Origin of the sequence: Alteromonas lipotrueae (genome assembly GCF_019249255.1) — a bacterium.
Lineage (GTDB): Bacteria > Pseudomonadota > Gammaproteobacteria > Enterobacterales > Alteromonadaceae > Alteromonas > Alteromonas lipotrueae.
On sequence record NZ_JAESDJ010000033.1, the window covers coordinates 1 to 4,619 of the forward strand.

General features: G+C 41.5%; 9 protein-coding genes. All 9 read left to right on the forward strand.

Going from position 1 to position 4,619, the window contains the following annotated elements:
- On the forward strand, positions 1-215 hold a 215-nt coding region (locus KYS23_RS20375; protein ID WP_218420057.1), incomplete at its 5' end, for a hypothetical protein.
- 166 nt (positions 216-381) lie between these two features.
- Positions 382-546, forward strand: a complete 165-nt coding sequence (locus KYS23_RS20980; protein ID WP_218420058.1) for a TFIIB-type zinc ribbon-containing protein — start codon at positions 382-384, stop codon at positions 544-546.
- Between the two features lie 556 nt (positions 547-1,102).
- Positions 1,103-1,483 carry a DUF1428 domain-containing protein gene (locus KYS23_RS20385; protein ID WP_218396082.1) on the forward strand — a complete coding sequence of 127 codons (381 nt, stop codon included), beginning with the start codon at positions 1,103-1,105 and terminating at the stop codon, positions 1,481-1,483.
- Positions 1,484-1,587: 104 nt separating this feature from the next.
- Positions 1,588-1,899, forward strand: coding sequence for a hypothetical protein (locus tag KYS23_RS20390; RefSeq protein WP_218420007.1), 312 nt, complete (start codon positions 1,588-1,590; stop codon positions 1,897-1,899).
- 118 nt (positions 1,900-2,017) lie between these two features.
- A complete protein-coding gene (locus KYS23_RS20395) occupies positions 2,018-2,335 on the forward strand; it encodes an SMI1/KNR4 family protein (protein ID WP_159531472.1) in 318 nt (105 codons plus the stop codon).
- A 233-nt stretch (positions 2,336-2,568) separates the two neighbouring features.
- Complete coding sequence (locus KYS23_RS20400; RefSeq protein ID WP_218419996.1) at positions 2,569-2,871, forward strand: hypothetical protein; 303 nt, start codon at positions 2,569-2,571, stop codon at positions 2,869-2,871.
- 115 nt (positions 2,872-2,986) lie between these two features.
- A complete protein-coding gene (locus KYS23_RS20405; RefSeq protein ID WP_126874065.1) occupies positions 2,987-3,421 on the forward strand; it encodes a hypothetical protein in 435 nt (144 codons plus the stop codon).
- 109 nt (positions 3,422-3,530) lie between these two features.
- Positions 3,531-3,971 (forward strand): hypothetical protein, encoded by a 441-nt coding sequence (locus KYS23_RS20410; RefSeq protein ID WP_218420060.1) that lies wholly within the window; start codon positions 3,531-3,533, stop codon positions 3,969-3,971.
- Positions 3,972-4,093: 122 nt separating this feature from the next.
- Positions 4,094-4,447: a DUF4844 domain-containing protein gene (locus KYS23_RS20415; RefSeq protein WP_246604532.1), complete on the forward strand. Its 354-nt coding sequence runs from the start codon at positions 4,094-4,096 to the stop codon at positions 4,445-4,447.
- Positions 4,448-4,619 lie beyond the last annotated feature (172 nt).

The following is a 4,619-nucleotide window of genomic DNA, read 5'->3' on the forward strand; positions in this document are numbered from 1 at the left end:
ATATTGAACTGTGCCCTTGGAGTGTTGCTTTTGATAAATCAGAGGGGCACTTAATTATAAGTTGTGTTTGGCCTAAGGCAGATTATGTATATGAATTAGTGGCAGATTTGGCACAAAAACATGAACTTTCAATATTTAGCCCCCAAGCCGAGCTTATTGTTTATCCCGATGGTTCGGAAGGTGATTCTAATAACCCTTGGTGGAAGTTCTGGTAAAAGTATACCTAACAAGCTGTTAAACAAGGACAAAAAACAGTTGGTTTTTGCTCCTTCGTCGCTAATTTTAACCAACTATTTTTTGCCTGTTAACAGGGCGTTATAGCTAAATAAAATCGACAGTGTTTTAATTAATTCTGAATCAATTTAACGGAGAAGATGGAGTATGAAAAAAAAGTACATATGCCCTAAATGTGGTTCCGAAGATACATATAAGGAGCGTGTAAATGGAGCCGATTCAGGTGATCGTATTTGCAAATCTTGTGGGTACACAACGTCTGCGAACTCGTTCAAACCTAAAGAAGAAGATGATTCTGAGCAAAAGCTATAACAAAACGCTCAAGTCGCAACCCGCTCAGCGGGCCGCTGGGACAAAAACACAATGCGGCTTCGCTATTCTCGCATTGCGCTTTTGCCCCTTAGCTTAGTGTTAGGCGTCATTTACTTACAGCATTAAAAAGTAGGTTCGGCCGTGACATTACAGCATCGAGGCTGTTTCGCTAGGTTGTCCTTACGGCTTGCTTTTTTGGTAGTTTCAACGGCTTTAGCAACGCGCTTTTCATTAACACCGCAACGCCAACATTCAACATCACCAGTCTTTTAAACTCGTTCTTTTATCCAGCATTACCGTTAACATCTGGCATTTCGCACAGGGTTGTTTTATCTTAAATTCAATAATTTAAACAAGCTAGCTACTTGGCTAGTGGTGGCAGCAAAGCTGCGTACGTTCCTTTGTACGCCTAACAAAACGCTGTTGGCACTCCCTCCGGTCGCTGGGACGCTAACACGTGGGCTCGCTTCGCTCGGATTTTAGCCCACGTGCTAGCGCCCCAAAGCTTAGTGTTATATGGCTGAAGCTCTGTTCAGTCACCTCTATTGGAGTAAGTATGGCTAATTACATTGACGGATTCGTGTTTCCCCTTTCTCGAAATCATCTAAATGAATACAAGCGGCTTGCTGAGTCAGTTGCACAGATTTGGAAAGAACATGGTGCACTTGATTACTTCGAGTATGTCGGTGACGATATGAGCCTTGAAGGTACCCGCTCGTTCACTGATGTCGTAGCGGCAACGGATAATGAAATCGTCGTATTTGGATGGGTAGTATTTGATTCTCGTGAGACACGTGATTTGGCAAACGAGAAGGTTAGTTCAGATTCAAGGGTGGTTGATTTGATTAATTCATCTAATTCAGGTTTTGATGCTAAGCGAATGGTGTACGGAGGGTTCAATTCCCTTGTTCGAACTTGTGATGTAAACGCCGTATAACAAGCAAATTAACAGGACTAAAAACAGCGGGCTGTTCGCTTCGCTCCATTTTAGCCCACTATTTTTAGCCCATTATTTGGGCGTTATAAGACAAAGGAAACTCAGTGAACAAGGTTGTTATCAGTATCCTTTCAATATTACTCCTGCTAACCAACGTGTTTTGGTTGTATCGGAGTTTGGATAACGGTGTCTCTTTAACTTACATGGAAGCAAGCCTAGAAACCCAAACTAAAATATCGGAGCAACTGTTCGTTCTAACAAATGCGCAGCTCATAGGTAAAAGCGTCAACGAAGTTGATAATATTGTTCCACTGGATATTTATGGCTCTCGACCATTCATAAAAGATGATTGCTTATATTATGGTAGCGTATGCCTAATCGTTGGCACCAATGGCACTATTCAGGGTTTTAAGTAACATGTCTTATAACAAAAAAATTAAGCTCGCCCGCTGCGCGGGCTGGGACGCAAACATGCGGGGCGGCTTCGCCATTATGCCCCACATGCGTGCGCCCCTTATTTAAAAGTTATGTGCCATGATTAAATTACTACCCACTGAATATAAAGAATATTTGGAATTCACCAAAATTTACTACGGTGAAACCTCTTTAGATAATGCTGATTATTTTGACTTAGAGCCATTGCACTCAATACAAGAATTGAACGATGACATTAAAATAAATGAATACGTGCCCGGTTTTATTGCTTTCGCCTCAAATGGCGGCGGTGAAATATATGCATTTAACCCTGCGGGAGAAATCTTTCTTCTTCCTTTAATTGGCATGGCAAATGATACTGCAATTAAAGTGGCAGATTCGTGGCAGCACTTTTTAAATCATGTAGTTAGCACATAACAAATAACTGTAGCCGCTCGCTGGCACTCACTGGGACAATAACACGTAGGCTCAGTCGCTTCGCTTCCATTTTAGCCTACGTGTTATTGCCCCTAAGTTGGGGTGTTATGCATTAAAAGGAGTTTATATTGCACAAGGCAGTTAAAGTGTTCTTAATCGGTATGTTTATCGGCCCAATACTAGCCGAAACACTCGGATTCATATCTTCTTTTACAATGCTTATAAGTGTGGAAATGGGAAGAATTATTCGGTTATCCGCGTCTTATCTGGGTCCATTAAGCTCGATTTGGTTTTCCTTGGCATTGGTGATGGCGGTTTTAGAGACTAAGCCTATCCGGTATAAGGTTATGGTGTTTCCTGTTGCAGCTTTGTATGCACTGTCTACATCCTACATCTTTGTGGATTCAGATAGCGTTGCTGAAACATTATTGTTTAACATCAATTATCTTTGTGGACTTGCTAGTCTAACGATTGCGGGCTTCTTAATTCTTCATCACTTCAAAACTCAATATGAGGTCATTTCGAAGCATGCATAACAAAAAAATTAAGTTCGCCCGCTGCGCGGGCTGGGACGCAAACACGCAGGGCGGCTTCGCCATTATGCCCTACGTGCCTGCGCCCCTTATTTAAAAGTTATATTGCAGGAGTAACATGGAAAGTCAGCTCGTAGTTTCATCAATATGGGAAGATGAATCTTTATTTGAAATCTCTATATTCGGTAGTAATGGGCAGTTCTCTGGCCAAGCAGATTGCTATACAAATAGAGAGGAGATTGAGCATCTGGGAAGACTTCTTGAGAAGTTTCCTCGAACCACAAAAGATGAGCTCGAGTTCAAAAGCCGTTCCACCCCTGATCTTTCTTATTTTTCCATTCATGCTTTCTGTACAGACAGTTCTGGCCATACAATGTTTGCTGTTACTATTGCTCACATCGAATCTTTCACTAATGTCAGAAACGAAAGCTATAAAGTTAACTTTGATATGAAAGTCGAGCCTCAAGCAATTTGTAACTTTGGTATACAGCTTCAGCGCATAGCGGTTAACCCTCTTGGTAAAACAAAGGCTGTATTGAAAAATGCAATATAACAAAAAAATTAAGTACGCCCGCTGCGCGGGCTGGGACGCAAACACGCTGGGCGGCTGCGCCATTATGCCCTACGTGCCTGCGCCCCTTATTTAAAAGTTATGTTCTAGTATGAATAACCAAGCTCAAGTTGATTTGTTTAAAAGTCGTTGTCGGTCGTCTTTTGACGCTGTAGCCCAAGAGTATGCTCTTAAAGAGTGTATCGTTTGTGGCGGCACTTATATCAACCCGTTTAAAGTTAGGTTTAAGAATCCAGATATTTTTATTGGATTTGAGGGCATACACTGGGGCTTTGGTCTTCTAACAACATTTGGTGCAACAAAATTAAGTGAGCCATTTACAATAGAGCAAGCCATTTGTTATTTGGATGGCTTGGAAAAGTTGCGAGAACGAGATGCACATAGAACATCTGGTTACCAGAAGATCCTTGCTCTTGATATAGACTTTATTACTCAAAACCTCTCCTTCTTTCTTGAAGGCGGGTTCAAGTCGGTCACTTCAGAACTAAACAAAACTGAAGTAGTACTCAGGAAGTTTTACGCTCGAACATAACAATCACATTAAGCCGCTCGCAGGCTCGCTGGGACAGTAAAACGTGGGCTCTGTCGCTTCGCTCGGATTTTAGCCCACGTATTACTGCCCCTTATGTGGGTGTTATGTGCCAAGAGGATAATATGGGATACAGTCCTTTATTAGAAGTTCAAGATCAGACTTTGGTCATCACTCAGTCAACTTTATCCGAGTTAAAAAGTTTTAAAGATAGCGAGTTTTTTTCTGAACTGCCCGGAAGTGTTCCAAACGAAAAACAGCTATTAACTAAAATGTTAGACTCAATTTTAGACACTCTAATTAATGGCCTTTTGCAAAATCCATCAAAACTTTGGGTCATGGAAACTTTCTTGCCAGAATTAGAAATCATGGAAATGCAAGACACTGAAGCGAAAGAACACTTTGGGGACCATTTAGAGATAATTATGGATATCTTAAATATAGAAAGCTCAGATGGCTTATTGAGCTACTACTTGTAAGGATGTATTGGGTGGCACATAACAAAAAAATTAAGTCACTCACTTCGTTCGCTGGGACGCATACACGCAGGGCGGCTTCGCCATTATGCCCCACGTGCCTGCGCCCCTTATTTAAAAGTTAGGCATTTTAAGGTAATCGTAAACAATGGATTTATTTTTAGAGCTCCTAGGA

Bases quoted from the DNA above. Each gene is read 5' to 3' on its own strand.
- KYS23_RS20980 (WP_218420058.1), top strand. From the start codon at position 382: ATGAAAAAAAAGTACATATGCCCTAAATGTGGTTCCGAAGATACATAT.
- KYS23_RS20385 (WP_218396082.1), top strand. From the start codon at position 1,103: ATGGCTAATTACATTGACGGATTCGTGTTTCCCCTTTCTCGAAATCAT.
- KYS23_RS20395 (WP_159531472.1), top strand. From the start codon at position 2,018: ATGATTAAATTACTACCCACTGAATATAAAGAATATTTGGAATTCACC.
- KYS23_RS20400 (WP_218419996.1), top strand. From the start codon at position 2,569: ATGGGAAGAATTATTCGGTTATCCGCGTCTTATCTGGGTCCATTAAGC.
- KYS23_RS20405 (WP_126874065.1), top strand. From the start codon at position 2,987: ATGGAAAGTCAGCTCGTAGTTTCATCAATATGGGAAGATGAATCTTTA.
- KYS23_RS20410 (WP_218420060.1), top strand. From the start codon at position 3,531: ATGAATAACCAAGCTCAAGTTGATTTGTTTAAAAGTCGTTGTCGGTCG.
- KYS23_RS20415 (WP_246604532.1), top strand. From the start codon at position 4,094: ATGGGATACAGTCCTTTATTAGAAGTTCAAGATCAGACTTTGGTCATC.